Below are 22,058 nucleotides of genomic sequence, written 5' to 3'. Positions count from 1 at the left end.
CTGCGATGGAGCCGATCCGGTGGGCCGGGGCGTGCGCGGCCCACCGGATCGGACTCACTTCTCGAGTTCCTTGGCCTTCTTCTCGACGTCCTCGATGCCGCCGCACATGAAGAACGCCTGCTCCGGGATGTGGTCGTACTTACCCTCGCAGAGCGCCTTGAACGAGGCGATGGTCTCCTCCTTGGAAACCGTGACGCCGGGCTGACCGGTGAAGGCCTCGGCCACGTACATCGGGTGCGACAGGAAACGCTCGATGCGCCGCGCCCGGTTGACCGTGACCTTGTCCTCCTCGGAGAGCTCGTCGATACCGAGGATGGCGATGATGTCCTGCAGCTCCTTGTACTTCTGCAGGATACGGATCACCTCCTGGGCCACGCTGTAGTGCTCCTCGCCGATGACCTGCGGGTCCATGATCCGCGAGGTCGAGTCCAGCGGGTCCACCGCCGGGTAGATGCCCTTCTCGGTGATGGCCCGGGAGAGCACCGTGGTGGCGTCGAGGTGCGCGAACACCGTGTGCGGAGCGGGGTCGGTGATGTCGTCCGCGGGCACGTAGATCGCCTGCATCGAGGTGATCGAGTGACCGCGGGTCGAGGTGATCCGCTCCTGCAGCTGGCCCATCTCGTCGGCCAGGGTCGGCTGGTAACCCACCGCGGACGGCATACGGCCGAGCAGCGTGGAGACCTCCGAACCCGCCTGGGTGAACCGGAAGATGTTGTCGATGAACAACAGCACGTCCTGCTTCTGCACATCGCGGAAGTACTCCGCCATGGTCAGCGCGGACAGGGCGACCCGGAGCCGGGTGCCCGGCGGCTCGTCCATCTGGCCGAAGACGAGGGCGGTGTCCTTGAGGACGTTCGCCTCCTCCATCTCCACCCAGAGGTCGTTGCCCTCACGGGTGCGCTCGCCGACACCGGCGAACACCGAGGTGCCACCGAAGTTACGGGCGACCCGGGTGATCATCTCCTGGATGAGCACCGTCTTGCCCACACCGGCACCGCCGAACAGGCCGATCTTCCCACCCTGGACGTACGGGGTGAGCAGGTCGATGACCTTGATGCCGGTCTCCATCATCTCGGTCTTCGACTCGAGCTGATCGAACGGCGGAGCGGGGCGGTGGATGCCCCAGCGCTCGCCGACCTGGAGGGAGGCCGTCGGCACGTCCAGCGACTCGCCGAGGGCGTTCCACACGTGGCCCTTGGTCACGTCACCGACCGGCACCGAGATCGGCTTCCCGGTGTCGGACACCGCGGCGCCCCGGACCAGGCCGTCGGTCGGCTGCATGGAGATGGCACGGACCATGCTGTCGCCCAGGTGCTGGGCGACCTCGAGCGTGAGGGTCCGGACCTCCTCGCCGAACTGCACGTCGACATGGAGTGCGTTGAAGATTTCGGGCATGTCATCGGCGGGGAACTCCGCGTCGACGACCGGCCCGATGACCCGGGCGACGCGACCGGTCGCGGTCGTGGTCTCTACCTGAGCTGTCATGGCTTGTTTACTCACTCCCCGCGCTTGACTCGGCAAGCGCGTTGGCGCCACCGACGATCTCACTGATTTCCTGGGTGATCTCGGCCTGCCGCGCCTGGTTGGCCTGGCGCGAATAGAGCCCGATCAGGTCATTCGCATTGTCGGTCGCCGACTTCATCGCCCGCCGCCGCGAGGCGTGCTCGGACGCCGCCGACTGGAGCAGCATGTGATAGATGCGGCTCTCGATGTAGTTCGGCAGCAGCAGGTCCAGCGCGGCCGCGGCCGACGGCTCGAAGTCGAACGTGGGCAGTGCGCCCCCGGCCGGCGGCTCCTCCTCGTCGGTGACCGCCAGCGGCATCAGCCGCCGCACCTCGACCTGCTGGGTCAGCATGGAGACGAACTCGGTGTAGACCACGTGGATCTCACCGACCGCGCCCTCCTCGTCCGCCTTCTTGAGGAAGTCGCCCGCCAGCCGCCGCCCGATCCGCTCGGCGTCGGCGAAGCTCGGCCGGTCGCTGAAACCGCTCCACTCCTCGGCGATCTCCCGATCGCGGAAGCGATACCAGATCGACCCCTTGCTCCCCACGATGTACGGAACCGGGGCCTTGCCCTCATCGCGCAGCTTGCGGATGAGCGACTCGGCCTCCCGGATCACGTTCGCGTTGTAGCCACCGGCGAACCCGCGGTCACTGGTGATCACCAGGACCGCGGTCCGCTCGACGTCGGAGCGCTCCTTGAGCAGCGGGTGGTCGATGCCGGAGTTGGAGCTGACCAGCGCCGACAACGCCCGCGTGATCTGGACGGCGTAGGGACGGGACGACTTGACCCGCTCCTGCGCCTTCACGATGCGCGATGTGGCGATGAGCTCCTGGGCGCGGGTGATCTTCGCGGTCGACTTGACCGATCGGATCTGGCGCCGGAGGGCCCGTAGCTGTGCACCCATCGCCGATCAGCTCTTCTTGACTCGGGTGATCGTCTCCTGCTCGACGTCCTCGTCCCCGAGCGGCTCGACGGTCTCGTCCTCACCGAGGAACGCGCCGGCCGAGGTCTGGAAGCCCTTCTTGAACTCCGTGACGGCGTCCTTGAGGGCGGTCAGAGCATCGTCGGAGAGCTGGCCGGTCTCGCGGATCCCCTGCAGGATCCCGCCGTGCTCGCGCTCGACGTAGTCCAGGAACTCGGTCTCGAACCGCCGGATGTCCTCGACGGGTACGTCGTCGAGCTCGCCGGAGGTACCGGCCCAGACCGAGACGACCTGCCGGTCGACCGGGAACGGGTGGTACTGCGGCTGCTTGAGCAGCTCGACCAGGCGGGCACCGCGCTCCAGCTGGGCACGGGAGGCCGCGTCGAGGTCGGACGCGAAGGCCGCGAACGCCTCCAGGTCGCGGTACTGCGACAGCGACAGCCGGAGGGTACCGGCCACCTTGCGCATCGCCTTGACCTGTGCGGAGCCACCGACCCGGGAGACCGAGACACCGACGTTGATCGCCGGCCGGACACCCTGGTTGAACAGGTCGGTCTCCAGGAAGCACTGACCGTCGGTGATCGAGATGACGTTGGTCGGGATGTACGCCGACACGTCGTTGCCCTTGGTCTCGATGATCGGGAGACCCGTCATCGAGCCCGCGCCGAGGTCGTCGGACAGCTTCGCGCAGCGCTCCAGCAGGCGGGAGTGCAGGTAGAACACGTCGCCGGGGTAGGCCTCACGGCCCGGCGGGCGGCGCAGCAGCAGCGACACCGCGCGGTAGGCCTCGGCCTGCTTCGACAGGTCGTCGAAGATGATCAGGACGTGCTTGCCCTGGTACATCCAGTGCTGGCCGATCGCCGAACCGGTGTACGGCGCGATGTACTTGTACCCCGCGGGGTCGGAGGCGGGAGCGGCCACGATCGTGGTGTACTCCAGCGCGCCGGCCTCTTCGAGGGTGCCGCGCACCGCCGCGATCGTGGAGCCCTTCTGGCCGATGGCGACGTAGATGCAGCGCACCTGCTTCTGCGGGTCGCCGGACTCCCAGTTCTGCTTCTGGTTGATGATCGTGTCGACCGCGATCGTGGTCTTACCGGTCTGCCGGTCACCGATGATCAGCTGCCGCTGGCCCCGGCCGATCGGCGTCATCGCGTCGATCGCCTTGATGCCGGTCTGCAGCGGCTCCTTGACCGACTGCCGCTGCACCACGGTGGGTGCCTGCAGCTCGAGTACGCGGCGCCCCTCTGCCTCGATGGGGCCCTTGCCGTCCAGCGGGTTGCCCAGGGAGTCCACCACACGACCGAGGAAGCCGTCGCCGACGGGCGCGGACAGGACCTCGCCCGTCCGGCGGACCCGCTGGCCCTCCTCGATGTTGCTGAAGTCACCCAGGACAACCGCGCCGATCTCACGTACGTCCAGGTTCAGAGCCAGGCCACGCGTGCCGTCCTCGAATTCGAGGAGCTCGTTCGCCATCGCCGAGGGCAGGCCCTCGACGTGGGCGATCCCGTCGCCGGAATCGACAACGGTGCCGACCTCCTCGCGCGCGGACGCTTCAGGCTCGTACGACTGGACGAAGCGCTCCAGCGCGGTCCGGATCTCATCCGGACGGATCGTCAGCTCCGCCATGATTCCTCTCTTCGGCTTTCAGCTCGCGAGTCGCCGGCGGGCGTCATCCAGCCGCCCGGCGATCGTGCCGTCTATTGCCTCGTCCCGGATCTGGATGGACAAGCCACCTACGACCGTGGGATCGAGTTCGATGTTCAGGTGTACGTCGTGTCCGTAAGTCGCCGACAGGGCCGCTCCCAGCCGGGTGCGCTGCTCCTCCGTGAGGACGACCGCGCTCCGCACCAGGGCGACGAGGCGGCTGCGCCGCTCCGCCACGAGCCGTCCGTACTCGGCCAGTCCACGCTCCAGGCTACGTCCCCGCGGGTCGATGGCGACCTCGGTGATGAGCCGCAGCGCGGACGGGGTCACCTTGCCCTCGAGGAGCGAGGCCACCAGAGCGCTCTTGCGCTCGGCCGGAATGCCCGGACCGGCCAGGGAACCGCGCAACTGCGGCTCCCGCTCGATGATCCTGGAGAACCGGAACAGCTCGTCCTCCAGGTCGTCCAGCCTGCCGTCGGCCTCGGCCCGGGCGGCCTCGGCGGCCACCGCGAGCCGCTCGATCGCGTCGGTCAGCTCACCCGGCCGCGTCCAGCGCAGCCGTACGACGTGTGCGGCGAGCTCCACCGCCGGCTCGGAGATCTTGCCTTCGAGCAGGATCCGGACGAGCTGTGCCTTGTCCTCGCCCGCCCGGGAGGGGTCGGTGAGCGCGCGGCGCAGCCCGTGCTCACGGCCGAGCAGATGCAGCACCGAGAACAGATCAGCGCCCAGCGTGGTCAGATCCGCCGAGGAGAGGACGGCCTCGAGCCGCTCCTGCGCCTCGGCCAACGAGGCCCTGCTGATCGCTCCGCTCATGACGAGACCTGCTCCGTGCGGGCACGCTCCTCGAGCTCCTCGAGGAAGCGGTCGACGGTACGGCGGCGCCGGGCCTCGTCCTCCAGGGACTCGCCCACGACACGGCCGGCCAGCTCGACGGCGAGCGTGCCGATCTCGGCGCGCAGCTGGTTGAGCGCCTGCTGGCGCTCGCCCTCGATCTGCGCGTGCGCCGACTCGACGATGCGGCGGGCGTTGGCCTCGGCCTGCTCGCGCATCTCGGCGATGATCTCAGCGCCCTGCTCGCGAGCCTCCTCGCGCAGCCGGGACGCCTCGTGCCGCGCCTCGGCCAGCTTGGCGCGGTACTGCTCGAGCGCCTTCTTGGCCTCGGCCTGTGCCTCTTCGGCGTGCCGCAGCCCACCTTCGATCGCCTCGGTGCGCTCGTCGAGCTGCTTCTGGATGCGCGGCACCAGAACCTTGCCCAGCACGAAGAGGACGACGAGGAAGGCGAAGATGCCGAAGATCGCTTCGGCGGGGTCGGGCAGCAGCGGATTCGGGTTCTCCTCCGCGCCGGAGGCCAGCAGCCCCGCAGCGTGTGCAGCCAGGATCATGGCGTGGACACCCTTCCGTCAGATGGGGTCATCGATCAGGTGTAGACGAACGGCATGACCAGACCGATGAGAGCCAGCGCCTCACTGAAGGCGAAGCCCAGGATCATGTTCTGGCGGATCACGTTGGTCATCTCGGGCTGGCGGGCCATGGCGTTCACGCCCTGACCGAAGACGATGCCGACGCCGATGCCGGGGCCGATCGCGGCGAGGCCGTAGGCGATCGACCGGAGGCCCGGGTTGATGTCATTGGCGGCGGCGAGGATCTGCGGGATCTGCGACATTCCTGTTCCTTACGGTCGGCCGATGGAATTCCCACCGGTCAGGTCGTGGTGGTACTCGGTCGGGTCTCAGTGTTCGGCGTGGAGGCCGCTGCTGATGTAGAAGGCGGCCAGCAGCGTGAAGACGTACGCCTGGACGGCCTGCACGAAGAGCTCGAATGCGGTCATGATGATCGTGAACAGCACGCCGAGGATTCCGACGCCGAAGCCCAGCGGGGTCACCTTCTCCCACAGGAAGTGGAAGGCCACCAGCGAGAACAGCGCCACCAGCAGGTGGCCGGCGAACATGTTCGCGAAGAGCCGGACCGCGTGCGTGAACGGCCGCACCAGCACGGTCGAGACCAGCTCGATCGGCGCCAGCAGGACATAGATCCACTTCGGCAGGCCGGGGGGGAACATCATGTTCTTGAAATAGCCGAGGGGGCCCTGGTTCTTGATGCCGAGGACCAGCATGGTCAGCCAGATCCCGCCCGCGAGCACCGCCGGGAAGGCGATCCGCGAGTTCACCGGGAACTGCGCGACCGGGACGACCGACATCAGGTTGCCGACCCACACGAAGAAGAACAGCGGGACCAGCAGCGGCATCCACCGGTCGCCGTCCTTGCCGAGCATCGGCCGGGCCACCTGGTCGCGGACGAACAGCAGGGCGACCTCACCGACGTTCTGGACCCCGCGGGGCACCAGCTTCGGTTTGGCGAAGGCGGACCAGAAGAATCCGATGACGACGGCCATCACCACGAGGACCAGGACGATCGGCTTGGCCACTTCCAGCGAGCCGATGTGGAACAGGGGCTTCCACTCGAACAGCCCGAGTCCGGGACCTTCGAAATCTTTGGCGAGGACGTGCGGCGCACTCACGCGTCGATCCTTTCGCAGTCGTAGCTCATCAAGGCGGCAACCTTGCTGTCGTCTCGGTGGGCTACGGCCCCGCCCGGCGCACTCAGCGGCCGTAGCGGACGTAGACCAGGTAGAAGGCGAAGACGAGGCCCAGCACCAGCCCGATGGGAAGGAGCGCCGGAACGTGCAGCCACCGACTGAGCAGCCAACCCACGCCGCCGTACACCAGCATTCCCGCCAGGATGGTGGCGGGGGCCGCCGACGCGGCGTTGCTGAAGGCGCGGTTCTCCGCTTCGTCGGGCCAACGCCCGTCTTCGTACTTCGCTGACCGGACCATAGCAGGCCACCTCCCGCGTGGTCATATTGGAGTAGTCCATTACCGTCACGAGTCTCGGTCGGGGGAACTACCTGCGGACTTTGCGGGCTCTTTACCCGGCGCGAGGTCGATCACTCTGACCTGCAGCGAGGTCCGGGTCTCGGCCACGATCCACACGAGGGTCAGCCCGACGACGGTCCAGGCGAAGGCCTTCGGATTCCAGAAGGTGACGTCGCGGAGCGCGAGCACCACGGCGAGCACGACGATGAACTTGGCGGCATAGCTCAGCAGGCCGGCCATCATCATCGTCTCTGGCGAAATCTTTGCCGTGTAGCTCACCACGACCACGCTGATGGTGAAGAATGCGACCACCACCACGGCGCCGATCGCGGCCCCCAAGGCACCCTTGGACCCGGCCGTCACCAGGCTCGCCGCGATGGCCACCACGCCGGCCACGCCAGTCGGGATCACGGCGCCGCGGAGAATCCGGGCGTCGGAGGACTCCATGTGGGCTCCGTTTGGTCACTATTGGTGTTCGATGCTTGTTCGTGAAACGTATCACAAGCAGTTCGAGGGACTGCAATTACCTGCGACGTAGCCGCACGTTGCCGCAGCTCACCCTGCCGATGAGGCCCGCCCGGCAGCGCTAGGAGACGGCTTCACGGGGCCGTTCGGCGGCAGCGGCGGCGGACACCGGCGCCGGGCGGCGCAGCCGCGGGATCACGACCATGCCGACCACGCCGGTGACTCCGACCAGCACGGTCGCGGCGACCGACACCGTGAGGGTCAACGCGGTGGTCACGTGCAGAGCCTCGGCGATCGGCTTGGCCAGGGCGAGCTCGATCACGCAGGACGCCAGCAGCCCGACCCAGAAGTACATGATCAGCACGGCCCGGCGATGGGAGTGGCCGAGCTCCAGCAGCCGGTGGTGCAGGTGCAGCTTGTCCGGGGCGAACGGGGACTTCCCCTGGTTGGTACGGCGCCAGACCGCGAGCAGCATGTCCATGAACGGAATGGCGACCACCGCCGGGACCAGCAGCAGCGGCACGAAGACCGGGAACAGCTTGTACGACCCGACCAGGGAGGAGTCGAACTGCCCGGTCAGCATGATGGTCGAGGCGGAGAGCATCAGGCCGATGAGCATCGACCCGGTGTCGCCCATGAAGATCCGCGCGGGGTTGAAGTTGTGCGGCAGGAAGCCCACGCACATCCCCGCCAGGATCGCGGTGATCAGCGTGGGCCAGGTCAGCAGGTCCACGCCCACGGAGTCCGACAGCAGGTAGGCGTAGCTGAACAGGGCCACCGCGGCGATGCCCACGGTGCCGGCGGCCAGCCCGTCCAGTCCGTCGATGAAGTTCACCGCGTTGATCGTGGCGACGATGATGATCACGGTGAGCGGGACGCCGAGCTCCGGGGGCAGGATCAGGATTCCGCTGGGCAGCGGGATCCAGAACAGCTGCACCCCGTTCATGATCAGCAGGCCCGCCGCGGCGACCTGGCCGGCGAACTTGGTGAGCGCGTCGATCTCCCACTTGTCGTCGGCGATGCCGATCAGGGTGATCAGCCCCCCGGCCAGCAGCAGCCCGATCCCGACCCCGCTGGAGCTGGAGGAGGTGAAGATCTCGCTCATCCTCGGCAGCCTGGCGGCGACCACCAGCGCGCCCACCATCCCGAAGAACATCGCCAGGCCGCCCAGCCGCGGGGTCGGGATGGCGTGCACGTCCCTGGCGCGTACCTCGGTCATCGCGCCGAACCAGATGGCGAACCTGCGCACGGCCGGGGTCATGAGATAGCTGATGACGGCGGCGGCGAGGAAGGTGAGCAGGTACTCGCGCATGCTCTCCCCTTCCTTTCCGGCCATGCCCGCCGAGGCCGCGCCCACCGGTGGCGCAGACGCCCCTACTACTACAGATGACCGCCGGGCCGGTTCGGTTCACCGGCAGGGCGGTCGAAGCCCAACTCTATGCCGATCGCCCGGAAAGTTCCGGAAATCCGGTCACTCCAGTCCCGGTGCCGACCACGGGCGCGCCGCCCAGACCAGCGCGGTGCCCACGGCCGCGGCCGACACCCCGATCAGGGCGACGTCACCGATCGAGGCCTCCCAGAGCCCTCCTCGCAGGATGTCGTCGGCCAGGTCCCACGACACCGCGACAACGCCCGCGGCGAGCAGGATGGTTCCCCCGAGCAGCACCGGGCGCCGGCCGGCCGCCGGGCGCCGGGCCAGCCACACCGCCATGACCAGCAGCAGCCCGGCGATCAATGCCCATGATCCCGCCGCGGAGCCGCGGAAGTGCGCCGGGGCGTAGCGCGGCGGCGGCACCCTGATGACCCCGTCGGGCAGCGCGATCCGGATCATCATGCCCTCGTGCGGCTGCAGCCCGGACTGGGTGAACTCCACCGAGTGCCTGCGTCCCCGGGTCGCGCCGCACCGGCCCGTCTCGCCGGGACGGCCCGCCGCGCAGTCGGCCCCGGCGAGCGGCACGGGCGACACCACCCGGACCGCCGCGTCCGCGATGGGCACGTCCCATCCGGTGCCCAGGGCGTCCCAGGCGAGCTCGTCGCGGCCGCCGTGGGGGGTGAGCGCACCGGTGACGTCGTAGTCCAGAACGTACGCCTGGAGGCCACCGACCGGCTTCCGCTCCTCGCCGACGCTGATCCGCAGCTCGTGCATGAACTTGGCGGTCCGGACCTTGGCGGAGGCGCCGGTGGAGCTGCTGGCGCGCACCCGGGCGATCCCGTACAACCGGTTGTCGATGCGGTACGGGACCGTGCGCACGATGCCGTAGCCCTTGGCGTCGCCGAAGTCGTAGGTGATCGTCTCGTGGACGTGCAGGACGCCGTCGGTCCGGACGGTGAGCACCGCGTCGTAGGTGGGGATGCTCTCCTTGCGCGGCCCGGCGGGCGGCCCGGCGGCGGGCTCCGTGGCGGGCTCCGTGACGGGCTCGGTGACCAGGTCGGCGGCGGGGTCGGCGGGCGTGGCGGCGGCCGAGGGCAGAGCCGCCAGCGCCATCGCGGTCGTCGTGACCAGGACGATGACGCCGAACCGGATGTGACCCGGCAGTCGCATCACAGCGCTCCACATTAAGCGGACATATTCCGGCTCAACCAGCACCGACGCGTAATGATATCGTCACTCCCCGAGACTTTCCGCAGGCCGGAAACCCGTCCCTCGCTAGTGTCCGCCCCGTGAGGACCTCGGGGCGGGCGCGTGCGGCCACCAGGTCACTCGCCCTGGGCACTCTGCTCTTCCTTCCCCCGGGTGCGGTGCTGGCCGGCTGCCACCACGGTCCCGGGCTGTCGGAGTCCGCCGACCAGCTGCGGGCCGACACCCGGGCGATGCTCGCCTCCGCGGCCGGCCGTCTCGGGCCGCCCGGCGCCCGGCCCCGCGTCCTGCTCGACACCCTCCGGCCCTGCACCGGGGGCAGGGCCCGGCGGCTGTTCCGGGCGGAGGTGCCGTTGCGGCCCAGCGCGGACCGCGAGGTACTGCTCGACCGGGCCACCGATCTGTCACTGAGCACGATCACCGCCCGCGGCTACCGCCTCGAGGCGCCACCGCACGGCCGGTCCCCGCGGGTGTTCACGATGACCCATGACCTTCCCGCGGTCACCGTCACCGTACGCCTGTGGAGCGGCCGCCGACCGGCCATGCGGTTCGACGCCCGCACGCCGTGTCTTGCCAGGAGCTGACCCCTGGGCCGCCCGCCCCAGTGCCGATGTGGCCAAAACTCCCGAAAGGGCAACTCGGCCAAAAATGTGATGAGTATCACATGCAACTCTGCGTCCGGCCGGCTTCCCCGCATCCCTCCAGGTCAGCCGAGCTCATCGTGATCTGCTCACACTGGACGCACCCTCTTTGAGTGCGCGGGGGCTCATTCGGTTCCCATGACGGGCCGGTTTCGGCCATCGAGCCGCAGACGTATGCGGAGCATAAGAATGATCTTGGTCGCGCTGTTACGGTTACGCCCGCATACCTGGAAAAACCGATACAGGAGGAATTAATGCGGCGTATCGCAACCGTAGCGCTGGCCACCGGTGTGGCCATGGCCGGTCTCGGCGCGGTGGCCACCACTGCCGACGCGGCCACGCACTCGTGGACGACCAAGAACGGCTGGGCCAGCCTCAAGGCCGGCGGCACCTACAGCCGCACCAGCACCAAGGTCTCCACCAGCGGATGGTTGCAGGACTTCAAGAACAACGGCTGGTCCCCCGCCGTGCAGTTCAAGGCCACCGAAGGCAGCAAGACCCAGTGGTCGAACGTGTTCTTCCTGACCTACAAGGGCAAGCCGGCCGACTTCCCGTTCAAGCACAGCTACGGCCATTTCTTCACGTCCTACTACACCTCGCACCTGTACGTCCGCGAGGCAGGCATCAAGGAGTCGAACCGGAACGTCGTTCGATACGGCGCCTGGAAGAAGCTCTACTAACCCTCAGGCCAGCGATGGGCGCCGCCTCCCAGGCGGACCGCCCGATGAATCTGGAGACCCCCCATGCGACGTTTCGCAGCGGTAGCGCTTGCCGCGGGCGCGCTACTCACCACCACCGCCATCGCCACCCCCGCCGAAGCCGTGCCGAGCGGTGTCCACAACTGGAAGTACCCCGGCGGCCTGTCCGGCACCTGGGCCTGGGGCTCGTACCAGCCCAGCCACTGGGGCAGCAAGGCGACCGTGCTGCTCCGCTTCAAGATCAAGGACGTCAAGGCCGACAAGCGGTCCGCCTGCATGCAGGCGAGGTTCTGGTCCGGCAACTCCTGGGAGCAGTACACCTTCATCAACTACCACGGGGCCGGCACCACCGCCTCGGGTGGCCAGCACTCGTACTACCGGAGCCACCTCTACATCCGGGAGTGCCTGGGCTACTACTACAAGAGCGGCACCAAGAAGAAGTTCAAGGTGACCAACGTCTCCAAGTGGCGCAGCTACTACTGATCATCCCCCGCCTGATCGAACGAAGGGGCCCCGCCGACCGGCGGGGCCCCTTCGCGTACGTCTGGCGGCGCCCTACTCGGCGGCGGACTCGCCCCCGGTCCTGCCCTCCGGCTTGGCCAGGCTGACCGGCGCGGCCGGGGTGCCGTCGGCCGTCCCCGGCGCGGGGTCCGCCGCCTCCGCCGGGTCCGCCGCCTGCTCGGCGGCCACCACCTCTTCGGCGGCCGCCACCTCTTCGGCGGCCGCCATCTCCTCGGTGGCCACCACCTCCGCGGGGTCGGCCAGGAGATCGTCCTCGTCGTCCTCCACGCTGAGCAGGACGCCGCAGACGCCGCGGATCTTGTCCTCCGAGATCGCCCCGGCCCGCAGCAGCCTCGGGACGGGGCCGGTGAGATCGACGATCGAGGAGGCCTCGCCCTCCCCGGACGGGCCGTCGTCGAGGTAGACCGCCACCACCTCGCCGAGCGTCTTGCCGGCCTCGTCGGCGGCACGGGCGGCGGGGACGCCTCGGGTGTTGGCGCCGCTGACCGCGAGCGGGCCGGTCTCCTTGAGCACCTCCAGGGCGAGGGGGTGCATGGGCATGCGCACCGCCACCGTGCCCTTGGTCTCGCCCAGGTCCCAGGTGAGGTTGGGGTTGGCCCGGCACACCAGGGTCAGCGCGCCCGGCCAGAATTCGTCGATCAGGTCCTGGCCGTAGGTCCCGGTGTCCTCCAGCAGCGCCTGTGCGGCCCGTACCGAGCCCACCAGCACCGAGGGGGGCGTGGCCCTGTCCTGGCCCTTGGCGTCCAGCAGGGCGGCCACGGCGGCCGGATTGAAGGCGTCCGCGGCGATGCCGTAGACCGTGTCGGTGGGCAGGACCAGAAGCTCGCCACGCCGGACGGCCGCGACGGCCTCCGCGACCCCCCGGGTCCGCTCCATGGGGTCCGAGCAGTCATAACGTCGGCTCACGTTCACTCCTCGCTGAGGCGGGCCGTGACGAAACGGTCCCGGTTGGTCAGGTCGCGCCGGTTGCGCACGTCACGCCAGCCGTTCTCCTCGGCGAAGACCCAGTACACGGCGTTGCCCTGCAGGTCGCTGTGCTCGACCGCCACGTAGCCGCCGGGCCGCAGCAGCCGGCGGGCCGACCGCTCCACCACCCGGATCGCGTTGAGGCCGTCGTCGCCGCCGCCCCACAGGGCGTCGGGGGGATCATGGTCGCGGACGTCGGACGGGACGTACTCCCACTCGCTCATCGGGATGTACGGAGGGTTGCTGACGACCAGGTCGACGGTGCCGTTGAGGTCGGTGAGGGCATCGGCGAAGTCACCGAGGTGCAGGCGCACCCGCCCGCGCTCGTCCACCGCCTCGACGTTGCGGGTGGCGTGGACGTAGGCCCTGGGATCCTTCTCCACGGCATGCACCCGCGCCCGGGGCGCCTCCTGCGCGATGGACAGCGCGATCGCCCCCGACCCGGTGCCCAGATCCACCACCAGCGGCTCGCTGACGTCCATGTCCCGCAGAGTGTCGAGCGCCCAGCCGGTCATCACCTCGGTCTCCGGGCGGGGTACGAACACGCCCGGCCCGACCCGCAGCTCGAGGTAGCGGAAGAAGGCGCGGCCGGTGATGTACTGCAGCGGCTCGCCGGCCTCACGGCGGGCGATGCCCTCCCAGAAGCGGGCGTCGAACGCCCCGTCCGGGACGGTGTGCAGCTCGGCCCGCTTCACCCCGTGCACGGCCGCCGCGAGCTCCTCGGCGTCCGCGCGCGGCGACGCGACGCCGGCGTCGGCCAGCCGTGCCGTCGCGCGGGCTATCTCGTCGAGGAGGAGGTTCATGACTGGGCTTCGGCGAGCCTGCGTTCGATGTCGGCGTCGACCAGGGCCTGGATGACGTTGTGCATATCACCGTCGAGCACCTGGTCGAGGTTATACGCCTTGTAACCGACCCGGTGGTCGGAGATGCGATTCTCGGGGAAGTTGTAGGTGCGGACCCGCTCGGAACGATCAACGGTGCGGACCTGGCTCTTGCGGTCGGCGGAGGCGGCGGCGTCGGCCTGCTCCTGCGCGATGGCCAGCAGCCGGGACCGCAGGATGCGCATCGCCTGCTCCTTGTTCTGGAGCTGGCTCTTCTCGTTCTGGCAGGAGGCCACCACCCCGGTCGGCACGTGCGTGATCCGCACCGCGGAGTCGGTGGTGTTCACGCTCTGCCCGCCGGGCCCGCTCGACCGGTAGACGTCCACGCGGAGATCGTTGGGGTCGATGTGGACGTCGACGTCCTCGGCCTCCGGCGAGACCATGACCCCGGCGGCGCTGGTGTGGATGCGGCCCTGGGACTCGGTGACGGGCACCCGCTGGACCCGGTGCACCCCGCCCTCGAACTTCAGCTGAGACCAGGCGCCGTCCTTGCTCTTCACCACCAGGGTGACGTCCTTGTAGCCGCCGAGATCGGAGTGCTGCGCATCGATGATCTCGGTCTTCCAGCCGACACGCTCGGCGTACCGGGTGTACATCCGGAGCAGATCGCCGGCGAACAGGGCGGACTCCTCGCCGCCCTCCCCCGCCTTGATCTCGAGGATGACGTCCTTGTCGTCGCTGGGATCGCGCGGGATCAGCAGCTTCTGCAGCTTGGCCTCGAGCTCGGCCTTGTGCCGCTCGAGCTCGACCGCCTCCTTGGCGAAGGCCTCGTCCTCCGGCGCCAGCTCCAGGGCGGCGCTGAGATCGGCCTCGGTGCAGCCGATCTCACGGTAGGTCTCGACGATCGGCCGCAGATGGGCATACCGCTTACCCAGCGTGCGCGCCAGCTTCTGGTCGGAGTGCACCGCCGGGTCGGCGAGCTGCTGCTCGATGTCGCCGTATTCTCTGATGAAGTCGTCGAGATTCACGTTGTGATCCTGGCCCCGCATCCCACGGGCTCTGCGGTGAGCTGTGCGGTGGACAGACCGGCCGGGCCGGAGGCGTGCGCCTCCGCCCGGCCTGGGTCCGCGGGACTACTTGCTCTCGGCCTTCTTGCCCTTGCCGAACCGCTTCTCGAACCGGGCCACACGGCCGCCGGTGTCGAGGATCTTCTGCTTGCCCGTGTAGAACGGGTGGCAGGCGGAACAGACGTCGGCGTGCATGCTGCCGCTCGACGCGGTGCTCCGGGTCTGGAAGGTGTTGCCGCACGTGCACGTCACGGTCGTGACGACATAGTCCGGGTGGATGTCAGGCTTCACGGTTTCTCCTCGCTGGTGGCGGTCGCCGGGTCGCCGCTTTGCCGTCCGAGACGGTCGCAGTCATGCGGGCGTGAACCGGTACCGCAGCGGTTGCACTCCAAGTGTGCCAGATGGATGAACGTCCCGAGGTCACGGGGCATTCCTGCCGGGCCGGGCTATTCCGTGGCCCGGCCCAGATAGACCAGGACCGCCATGACCCGGCGGTGGTTCTCCTCGGCGAGCTGCAGGCCGAGCTTGAGGAAGATGTTGGAGATGTGCTTCTCCACCGCGCCCTCGGTGACGGTGAGCTTCCGGGCCACCGCCGCGTTGGACAGGCCCTCCGCCATCAGGCCGAGCACCTCCCGCTCCCGGGGCGTGAGGGTCTCCAGCCGGTCTCCGCCGCGCCGGCGGCCCAGCAGCTGCCCGATCACCTCGGGGTCGATGACCGTGCCCCCTGAGGCGATCCTGCGCACGGTGTCGATGAACTCCCGGACGTCGGCGACCCGCTCTTTCAGCAGGTAGCCGACGCCCTCCGCGCCGCCGCCGATCAGCTCGGTGGCATAGCGCTCCTCCACGTACTGCGACAGCACCAGGATGGGGGTGCCGGGCACCCGGCGCCGCGCCTCCAGCGCCGCCCGGAGCCCTTCGTCGGTGAACGACGGGGGCATCCGCACGTCCACGATCGCCAGGTCCGGCCGGTGCTCGGCCACGATCTCGACCAGGCCGGGGCCGTCCCCGACGGTCGCCACCGTCTCGATCCCCTCGTCGGCCAGGAGCCGGACGAGGCCCTCCCGCAAAAGCACCGAATCTTCCGCAATCACCACCTGCATGATCCTCACCCTAGGGTGTCGCCGCTCCCGGCTTCACCAGACGCAGGGCAGGTCCGCGCGGATCACGGTGGGGCCACCGGCCGGGCTGTTGATCGTCAGGATGCCGTCGATGCCCGCGGCCCGGTCCGCCAGCCCGGCCAGGCCGCCGCCGGGGGTGGCGACCGCACCGCCCACGCCGTTGTCGCTGATCTCGACGACCACCCACTGGTCCTCCCTGGTCACCCGTACTCCCGCCCGGGTGGAGCGGGCGTACTTGGCGATGTTGGTGAGGGACTCGGCCACGATGAAGTAGGCGATGCTCTCGACCGCGGCGGGCGGCCGGGTGGGCAGCTGCACCTCCACCGTCACCGGGACGGGCGCCCGGCCGGCCAGCGAGGACAGCGCGGAGTCCAGCCCCCGGTCGGTGAGGATCGCGGGATAGATCCCCCGGGCGAGGTCGCGCAGCTCGCCGATGGCCTCGCGGGTGCCGGCGTGCGCCTGCTCGATGAGCTCGCGGGCGCCTTCGGGGTCGTTGTCGAGCTTGGTCCGGGCCCGGCCGATGTCCATGGCGACGGCCAGCAGCCGCTGCTGGGCGCCGTCGTGCAGGTCCCGTTCGATCCGGCGCCGCTCGGCCTCCGCGGCGTCCACTCCGCGGGCCCTGCTGGCCTGCAGATGCGCGGTCCTGGCCTCGAGCCGCTCGGCCTGGGCCCGCAGGCGCTGGTTCTCGCTGGGCCCCAGCAGCAGCCGGGCGAAGGAGGCGTGCGCCACGGCCACCGTCCGGGTCACGTACAGCGAGATCACCAGCAGCACCAGCCCGACCAGGGACGCCGGCAGGGCCGCCACCGGCTGGGTGATGACGAAGGCCAGGCCGTTGCCGGCATCGACGTAGACCGGCGAGTCGTCCACGAGCACGATCAGCGGGAGGAACAACATCAGCCCGGTGGCCGCCCACATCGTCACCGAGATGACGAACTCCACCAGAGTGATCGGGAAGAGCACCGCGAGGTAGGCCAGGTCCTTCCAGGTGGCGGGGTCCGCCGCCATCGTCCGGAACTTGCGGAAGGGGCCGCCCGCGGGGAGCCGCCGGTAGGGGCTCGCGATGGTGAGGCCGAAGGCGGCCTTGACCAGCAGCCGCTCGAGCATCGCCCCGCCGCGCCAGGCGATCATCAGTAGGGCGAACAGCGGCACCCCGACCCAGATGATCAGGAGTCCCGCCGACAGCGAGATGCCGGTGACCAGGATGACGAACCAGGCCAGCCCGAAACCCATGCTCACCAGCAGGTAGATCGCGGCACGCCAGGTCAGCGGGTCCCGGACCACCTGCAGGGGCGCCCATGAGCGTCCGTCAAGGATGCCGTTCGCAGGTCCGTCGCCGCCGTACGCCATCGCGTTCACCGCTCCTCCTCATGTGGCTCCAACCGTACGGCTCCAGCGTGACCGCCGGCCGTCTCGATCGCCATGGAGCGATCCGCCGTTGTCCGGGTGGGGCTAGCCCCACCCCGGAGCGGCCCCACCCTGGGTGGCCCACCACGACGAACGGCGTCCCGAGCACACAAGGGTGTGCTCGGGACGCCGTTCGTCCGACGGTGGGTGCACCGGCTCCGGGGCACGGAGCCGGCGCGCGTCGTACGGAGGTCCCGCGGGTGCGGGTCGCTCAGCGGTCGTCGGAGACGGTGGTCTTCTGGACCTGGAGCATGAACTCCGCGTTGGACTTGGTCTCCCGCATCTTCTCCAGGAGCAGTTCCAGCGCCTGCTGCGTCTCGAGCGCGTGCAGCACCCGGCGCAGCTGCCAGACGACCCGCAGCTCGTCGGCCGGCATGAGGATCTCTTCCTTACGGGTACCGGACGCGTCCACGTCCACCGCCGGGAAGATCCGCTTGTCGGCGAGCTGCCGGTTGAGCTTGAGCTCCATGTTGCCGGTGCCCTTGAACTCCTCGAAGATGACCTCGTCCATCCGGGAGCCGGTCTCCACCAGCGCCGTCGCGAGGATCGTCAGCGAGCCGCCGTTCTCGATGTTGCGCGCCGCGCCGAAGAACCGCTTCGGCGGGTAGAGCGCGGTCGAGTCGACACCACCGGACAGGATCCGGCCGGACGCCGGCGCGGCCAGGTTGTAGGCCCGGCCCAGGCGGGTGATGGAGTCCAGCAGCACGACCACGTCGTGGCCCAGCTCGACCAGCCGCTTGGCCCGCTCGATCGCCAGCTCGGCGACCGTGGTGTGGTCCTCGGCGGGGCGGTCGAAGGTCGAGTGGATCACCTCGCCCTTCACCGACCGCTGCATGTCGGTGACCTCTTCCGGCCGCTCGTCGACCAGCACGACCATCAGGTGGCACTCGGGGTTGTTCTTGGTGATCGCGTTGGCGATCGACTGCAGCACCATCGTCTTACCGGCCTTGGGCGGCGAGACGATCAGCCCGCGCTGGCCCTTGCCGATCGGGCTCACGAGATCGATCACCCGGGTGGTCAGGATGCCGGGGTCGGTCTCCAGACGCAGCCGCTCCTGGGGGTACAGCGGGGTCAGCTTGCTGAAGTCCACCCGGCCCCGGGCCTGCTCGGGCTCCATGCCGTTGACGGTGTCGAGCCGGACCAGCGCGTTGAACTTCTCGCGCCGCTCGCCGTCACCGCTCGGCTGCTTCACGGCGCCGGTGACGACGTCGCCCTTGCGCAGGCCGTTCTTGCGGACCTGGGCCAGCGAGACGTACACGTCGTTGGGGCCCGGCAGGTAGCCGGTGGTCCGGACGAACGCGTAGTTGTCGAGGATGTCGAGGATGCCGGCGACCGGGATCAGGACGTCGTCCTCGTTGACCACCGGGTCGGCCTCGTACCGCTCGCGGCCCCCGCCACGGCCCCCGCCACTGCGGTTGCGCTCCCGGAAGCGGCGCCCACGGCGGTTGCGGCCGCCGCCGTCGTCGTCGGAGTCGGAGCCCCCGCCGCCCTGGCCCTGGTTGCGGCGCTGCTCGTTGCCGCGGTTGTCGCCCCGGTCGGTGTTGCGGTTGTCCCCGCGGTTCTCGCCCCGGTCGCGGCCGCTGCGCTGCCGCTGACGGCCGCCCTCACGGGGGTTGTCCCGGCCGCCCTCGCGGTTGCCCGCGCCGTCGCCGCCGTCCTCGGCGGAGCCGGAGGTGCGCCCGGCGGGCGTGGTGGCAGGCTGGCCGGCCTGGGCCGTCTGACCCGCCTGCGCCGTCTGAGCGGCCTGGGCGGCCTGCACGGACTCGCGGGCGGCCTGCTTGCCGTCCTCGGCGATGGTGAGCTGCTCTTCGCCTTCTTCACGCTTGGCCGCGTTGCGGCGGGAACGCGTGGCGCGCTCCGGCCGCTCGGCCCGCTCGACGGGTGCCATGGTGGCCTCCGCGTGGTTCGAGGTGGAGGCCCGCTCGGCCTGCACCGTGACAGCGGCCTTCGGAGCGGCGCCGGCATCACCGGACGCCGCACCACCGCCCTGCTTCTCCTGGATGGCCGCGATGAGCTGGCTCTTGCGCATCGCACCCGTTCCGCTGATGCCAAGGCCGGACGCGAGCGTCTTGAGCTCGGGCAGCACCATGGCCGACAGGCCGGTGCCGGTGCGGCGGCGCCTCGGCGCGACGGCCTCGGCACCGCCGTCCGCGGCGACCGGCGCCGTGCCGGAAGCGTCCGTAAGAAGTTCGCTGGATTCGCTCACTAAGGGTCCTTCCCAGGGAGCGGGTAGAGGCCTCCGTCGGCCCGTCAACCCGGTAGTGCGATACGGCGGGGGCGCCGAATCGTGCTCGGCCGATCACGATGGGGTCGTCACCGGCAATGTCTGGGCGCAGCCAGATGGTCGGGACGGATTGCTCGCTTGGTTCCCCGATCCCGCCACTTCCGAGACTTTGCTGGAATGCCAGACAGCGGAAAGTCGCGATGTCGGGGAGCCACGTGCGCGGGGCGGACACGACCTGTCGGCCGGCCCGGCGGTGCGTGGCTGACGAGCACAAGGCCCCGAGTGGGGCATCTGGTGCGTCACTCAGCCTAACATCACCAGGGCACACTGCTATTCCTTGGAGGTCAAAGTCGCGTGTCACGCGGCCGTGGCAGCTGAACGTGCGCACCCCGGAGGTCCACGTGCAGCGGGTGTTCGTGCCACCCATTACCCACTTCCACATCCATTGAATCGACCTGTGATGCTGTTGTGAACGCGAGGACAGTAGGGCCCGCCCCAGAGATCACAGCGGGCACTCCCGCCTCGCGCAGCCGGTCCACCAGCGCCGCCGAGGCCGGCATGGCCGGTGCCCGGTAGGACTGGTGCAGCCGGTCGTCGGTGGCGTCCAGCAGGACGTCGGAGCCCAGATCGCGCCCGGCGGTCCCCGAGGTCAGCGCCGCGATCAGCAGGGCCGCCCGGGCCGTGTTGGCCACGGCGTCCGCGTGCGAGACGAACTCGGGCAGCAGCCCGCGCGCCTGCTCCGTCGCGAGCCGCTGGTCCGGTACGAAGGCCACGACCTCGAGCTCCAGGTCGAGCCGTACCAGCCGGGGCCCGCCGGGACGGGTCCAGGCGATCGTGAGCCCGCCCACCAGGCAGGGAGCCACGTTGTCGGGGTGGCCCTCGATCTCGGTGGCCAGCGCCAGGGCCGCCTGGTCGTCCAGCACGGAGCCGTACGGGTGCAGGGCACGGGCGGCGGTCAGCCCGGCCACGATCGCCGCTGAGGACGACCCCAGGCCCCGGCTGTGCGGGATCCGGTTGACGCAGCTCAGCCGCAACCCGGGCTGTTCCAGCGCGACCCCCGCGGCGGCGTTGATCGCATCGAACGTCCGCCTGATCGTCTTGATGATCAGATGACCCTCGCCGCGGCCCGCCAGTTCGGTGCCCTCGCCGGAGATCTCGATGGCCACCCCCCGCGGCGCGACGGCGGCCTCGACGTCGTCGTAGAGGGTGAGCGCCAGTCCCAGCGAGTCGAAGCCCGGCCCCAGATTGGCACTGGTGGCGGGCGCCCTCACCCGTACGGGATCACTCCCCCAGCTCATGCTCTCCTTCAAGATCTCCATATGCGGAATTCCGGCATCCGCATGGCATCCCCTGTGAAACCCCGACCCGGGCCGGACCCGGCGACCCCCGGCACCTGCCGCGAACGGCCGTGCGCCGACCTGCCCCGAGGGCGTCGTCCCGCCCCGCGGGCGCCGGCCGGCCGAGAGGCAGGTGGCGAGGTGATCGTGCACCGAAGCGAGACCGCGCGTCAAGAGCGGAGTACGCCGCCGCGGCGGACTCGCCGCCGAGTCAGGCCAGTCCGAGGGCGGAGGCCGCGGCGTGCGCGTCCACCTGGACCGTCGTGGGAGCGGGCGCGCCGGAGATCGCCCAGTCGGGGTCCTTGAGACCGTTACCGGTCACCGTGCAGACCACCCGGGAGCCGGCTTCGACCAGGCCCTCCTGGTGGGCCTGCAGGAGACCGGCGACGCTCGCCGCCGAGGCGGGCTCGACGAACACGGCCTCCTCGCGGGCGAGCAGCCGGTAGGCGGCCAGGATCTGCCGGTCGGTGACCGCCTCGATCGCGCCGCCGGAGTCGTCGCGGGCGGCCACCGCCAGATCCCAGGACGCGGGGTTGCCGATCCGGATGGCGGTGGCGATGGTCTGCGGCTTGAGCACGGGCGCGCCGCGGACGAAGGGGGCGGCCCCGCTGGCCTGGAAGCCGAGCATCCGGGGCCGCCGGGTGGCGACGCCGTCCGCCGCGTACTCCCGGTAGCCCATCCAGTAGGCCGAGATGTTGCCGGCGTTGCCGACCGGCAGGCAGTGCGCGTCGGGGGCGTCGCCCAGGGCGTCGACGATCTCGAACGCGGCGGTCTTCTGGCCCTGCAGCCGGTACGGGTTGACCGAGTTGACCAGCGCCACCGGGTAGTCGACGGCCAGCTTGCGGGCGAGTTCCAGGCAGTCGTCGAAGTTGCCGTCGACCTGCAGCAGCCGGGCGCCGTGCACCAGGGCCTGGGCCAGCTTGCCCATCGCGATCTTGCCGCGGGGCACCAGCACCGCGCAGGTCATCCCGGCCCGCACCGCGTACGCGGCGGCGGAGGCGCTGGTGTTGCCGGTCGAGGCGCAGATCACCGCCTTCGCGCCGTCCTCCGCGGCCTTGCTGATGGCCATGGTCATCCCGCGGTCCTTGAAGGACCCCGTGGGGTTGGCGCCCTCGACCTTCAGGTGGACCTCGCAGCCGGTGAGCTGCGACAGGCGCGGGGCGGGCAGCAGGGGCGTGCCGCCCTCGAGCAGCGTGACGACCGGCGTCCGCGGCGTGACCGGCAGCCGATCGCGATACTCCTCGATGAGCCCACGCCATACCCTGGTCATGGTTT

The 22,058-nt window shown here is 69.9% G+C and carries 23 protein-coding genes; 3 read left to right on the top strand and 20 right to left on the bottom strand.

The window, feature by feature from the left end; genetic code table 11:
• Window positions 1-54: 54 nt before the first annotated feature.
• The 11 genes from atpD to ACRYCC_RS03235 form a co-directional block, all read right to left on the bottom strand.
• A complete protein-coding gene (gene atpD, locus ACRYCC_RS03285) occupies window positions 55-1,485 on the bottom strand; it encodes a F0F1 ATP synthase subunit beta (RefSeq protein ID WP_433808515.1) in 1,431 nt (476 codons plus the stop codon).
• A gap of 7 nt (window positions 1,486-1,492) precedes the next feature.
• Entirely contained in the window at window positions 1,493-2,407 is a 915-nt protein-coding gene (locus tag ACRYCC_RS03280; protein WP_433808513.1) for a F0F1 ATP synthase subunit gamma, read from the bottom strand.
• A gap of 6 nt (window positions 2,408-2,413) precedes the next feature.
• Complete coding sequence (atpA, locus tag ACRYCC_RS03275; protein WP_433808511.1) at window positions 2,414-4,051, bottom strand: F0F1 ATP synthase subunit alpha; 1,638 nt, start codon at window positions 4,049-4,051, stop codon at window positions 2,414-2,416.
• Between the two features lie 18 nt (window positions 4,052-4,069).
• Window positions 4,070-4,882: a F0F1 ATP synthase subunit delta gene (locus tag ACRYCC_RS03270; RefSeq protein ID WP_433808509.1), complete on the bottom strand. Its 813-nt coding sequence runs from the start codon at window positions 4,880-4,882 to the stop codon at window positions 4,070-4,072.
• Complete coding sequence (locus ACRYCC_RS03265; RefSeq protein ID WP_433809905.1) at window positions 4,879-5,424, bottom strand: F0F1 ATP synthase subunit B; 546 nt, start codon at window positions 5,422-5,424, stop codon at window positions 4,879-4,881. The genes ACRYCC_RS03270 and ACRYCC_RS03265 overlap by 4 nt, the downstream gene beginning before the upstream one ends.
• 62 nt (window positions 5,425-5,486) lie before the next feature.
• A complete protein-coding gene (gene atpE, locus ACRYCC_RS03260; protein ID WP_433808507.1) occupies window positions 5,487-5,732 on the bottom strand; it encodes an ATP synthase F0 subunit C in 246 nt (81 codons plus the stop codon).
• A 66-nt stretch (window positions 5,733-5,798) separates the two neighbouring features.
• Entirely contained in the window at window positions 5,799-6,587 is a 789-nt protein-coding gene (gene atpB / locus ACRYCC_RS03255) for a F0F1 ATP synthase subunit A (RefSeq protein WP_433808505.1), read from the bottom strand.
• Window positions 6,588-6,669: 82 nt separating this feature from the next.
• A complete protein-coding gene (locus ACRYCC_RS03250; RefSeq protein ID WP_433808503.1) occupies window positions 6,670-6,903 on the bottom strand; it encodes an AtpZ/AtpI family protein in 234 nt (77 codons plus the stop codon).
• Between the two features lie 45 nt (window positions 6,904-6,948).
• Window positions 6,949-7,389 (bottom strand): Cg1360 family ATP-synthase-associated protein, encoded by a 441-nt coding sequence (locus ACRYCC_RS03245; protein ID WP_433808501.1) that lies wholly within the window; start codon window positions 7,387-7,389, stop codon window positions 6,949-6,951.
• Between the two features lie 139 nt (window positions 7,390-7,528).
• Window positions 7,529-8,719 (bottom strand): MraY family glycosyltransferase, encoded by a 1,191-nt coding sequence (locus tag ACRYCC_RS03240; RefSeq protein WP_433808499.1) that lies wholly within the window; start codon window positions 8,717-8,719, stop codon window positions 7,529-7,531.
• A 159-nt stretch (window positions 8,720-8,878) separates the two neighbouring features.
• Window positions 8,879-9,949: a DUF2207 domain-containing protein gene (locus ACRYCC_RS03235; RefSeq protein WP_433808497.1), complete on the bottom strand. Its 1,071-nt coding sequence runs from the start codon at window positions 9,947-9,949 to the stop codon at window positions 8,879-8,881.
• A 119-nt stretch (window positions 9,950-10,068) separates the two neighbouring features.
• Between ACRYCC_RS03235 and ACRYCC_RS03230 the strand changes: the two genes are divergently transcribed.
• From ACRYCC_RS03230 to ACRYCC_RS03220, 3 genes are all read left to right on the top strand, one after another.
• The gene (locus tag ACRYCC_RS03230; protein ID WP_433808495.1) at window positions 10,069-10,569 is read left to right on the top strand and encodes a hypothetical protein; all 501 of its coding nucleotides are present in this window, start codon (window positions 10,069-10,071) and stop codon (window positions 10,567-10,569) included.
• Between the two features lie 311 nt (window positions 10,570-10,880).
• On the top strand, window positions 10,881-11,306 hold the full coding sequence (locus ACRYCC_RS03225) for a hypothetical protein (RefSeq protein WP_433808493.1): 426 nt from the start codon (window positions 10,881-10,883) through the stop codon (window positions 11,304-11,306).
• A 63-nt stretch (window positions 11,307-11,369) separates the two neighbouring features.
• Window positions 11,370-11,807: a hypothetical protein gene (locus ACRYCC_RS03220; RefSeq protein WP_433808491.1), complete on the top strand. Its 438-nt coding sequence runs from the start codon at window positions 11,370-11,372 to the stop codon at window positions 11,805-11,807.
• A 72-nt stretch (window positions 11,808-11,879) separates the two neighbouring features.
• On the opposite strand, the gene ACRYCC_RS03215 is transcribed toward ACRYCC_RS03220, so the two are convergent.
• The 9 genes from ACRYCC_RS03215 to thrC form a co-directional block, all read right to left on the bottom strand.
• Window positions 11,880-12,752: an L-threonylcarbamoyladenylate synthase gene (locus tag ACRYCC_RS03215; protein ID WP_433808489.1), complete on the bottom strand. Its 873-nt coding sequence runs from the start codon at window positions 12,750-12,752 to the stop codon at window positions 11,880-11,882.
• A 2-nt stretch (window positions 12,753-12,754) separates the two neighbouring features.
• Complete coding sequence (gene prmC, locus ACRYCC_RS03210; RefSeq protein WP_433808487.1) at window positions 12,755-13,615, bottom strand: peptide chain release factor N(5)-glutamine methyltransferase; 861 nt, start codon at window positions 13,613-13,615, stop codon at window positions 12,755-12,757.
• A complete protein-coding gene (gene prfA / locus ACRYCC_RS03205) occupies window positions 13,612-14,661 on the bottom strand; it encodes a peptide chain release factor 1 (RefSeq protein WP_433808485.1) in 1,050 nt (349 codons plus the stop codon). The genes prmC and prfA overlap by 4 nt, the downstream gene beginning before the upstream one ends.
• 105 nt (window positions 14,662-14,766) lie before the next feature.
• Window positions 14,767-14,991, bottom strand: a complete 225-nt coding sequence (rpmE, locus tag ACRYCC_RS03200; RefSeq protein WP_433808483.1) for a 50S ribosomal protein L31 — start codon at window positions 14,989-14,991, stop codon at window positions 14,767-14,769.
• Window positions 14,992-15,146: 155 nt separating this feature from the next.
• Complete coding sequence (locus tag ACRYCC_RS03195; RefSeq protein ID WP_433808481.1) at window positions 15,147-15,800, bottom strand: response regulator transcription factor; 654 nt, start codon at window positions 15,798-15,800, stop codon at window positions 15,147-15,149.
• Between the two features lie 33 nt (window positions 15,801-15,833).
• Complete coding sequence (locus ACRYCC_RS03190; protein ID WP_433809904.1) at window positions 15,834-17,165, bottom strand: sensor histidine kinase; 1,332 nt, start codon at window positions 17,163-17,165, stop codon at window positions 15,834-15,836.
• Window positions 17,166-17,433: 268 nt separating this feature from the next.
• On the bottom strand, window positions 17,434-19,428 hold the full coding sequence (gene rho / locus ACRYCC_RS03185) for a transcription termination factor Rho (RefSeq protein WP_433808479.1): 1,995 nt from the start codon (window positions 19,426-19,428) through the stop codon (window positions 17,434-17,436).
• 362 nt (window positions 19,429-19,790) lie between these two features.
• Complete coding sequence (gene thrB, locus ACRYCC_RS03180; protein ID WP_433808477.1) at window positions 19,791-20,744, bottom strand: homoserine kinase; 954 nt, start codon at window positions 20,742-20,744, stop codon at window positions 19,791-19,793.
• A gap of 250 nt (window positions 20,745-20,994) precedes the next feature.
• The gene (thrC, locus tag ACRYCC_RS03175; protein WP_433808475.1) at window positions 20,995-22,053 is read right to left on the bottom strand and encodes a threonine synthase; all 1,059 of its coding nucleotides are present in this window, start codon (window positions 22,051-22,053) and stop codon (window positions 20,995-20,997) included.
• Between the last annotated feature and the right edge of the window lie 5 nt (window positions 22,054-22,058).

It is taken from the genome of Actinomadura scrupuli (genome assembly GCF_050971785.1).
GTDB classification, from domain to species: Bacteria; Actinomycetota; Actinomycetes; order Streptosporangiales; family Streptosporangiaceae; genus Actinomadura_E; species Actinomadura_E scrupuli.
Note: the sequence above shows the minus strand (reverse complement) of the source record. Positions and strands in the feature narration are given on the sequence as shown.